The organism is Maribellus luteus (assembly GCF_003576475.1).
GTDB lineage: Bacteria > Bacteroidota > Bacteroidia > Bacteroidales > Prolixibacteraceae > Draconibacterium > Draconibacterium luteum.
This window is the reverse complement of record NZ_QWGR01000199.1, coordinates 1-563: the sequence shown is the minus strand read 5'-3', so window position 1 is coordinate 563 and position 563 is coordinate 1. Positions and strand designations below refer to the sequence as shown.

Sequence of the window (563 nt, the reverse complement as noted above, 5' to 3'; positions counted from 1 at the left end):
GCCCCGCTGCACCAGCCGCACAATCTCGCCGCTATCCGTGCGATCGCGCAGCTCCGCCCAGACCTTCCGCAGGTGGCCTGCTTCGACACGGCGTTTCACCACGACAAGCCGCCGGTCGCCGCGCGCCTGCCCCTCCCGCGCGCCTTCCATGAGCAGGGCATCCGGCGCTACGGATTCCACGGTCTGTCTTACGAATATATCGCCCGGCGCCTGCGCGAGATCGATCCCGTGCTTGCCGCCGGTCGGGTGATCGCGGCGCATCTCGGCAATGGCGCCAGCCTGTGCGCGATGCGCGATAGCAAAAGCATCGACACCACCATGGGCTTCACCGCACTCGACGGGCTGATGATGGGAACACGCTGCGGCGCCATCGATCCTGGTGTTGTGCTTCATCTCCAGACACAGCTCGGCATGTCCGCGGCGGATGTCGAGGACCTGCTCTACCGCAAGTCGGGACTGCTGGGCGTGTCTGGAATCTCCAGTGACATGCGCACGCTGTCGGACAACAGCGGCCCCGAGGCCGAAGAAGCGATAGAGCTTTTCTGCTGGAGAGTCGCGCGCGA

Annotated in this window: 1 protein-coding gene; it reads left to right on the top strand. The window is 65.7% G+C overall.

Going from position 1 to position 563, the window contains the following annotated elements:
• Positions 1–563: acetate/propionate family kinase (locus tag D1614_RS28580; RefSeq protein ID WP_497006684.1), on the top strand; the 563-nt coding region annotated here is incomplete at both ends.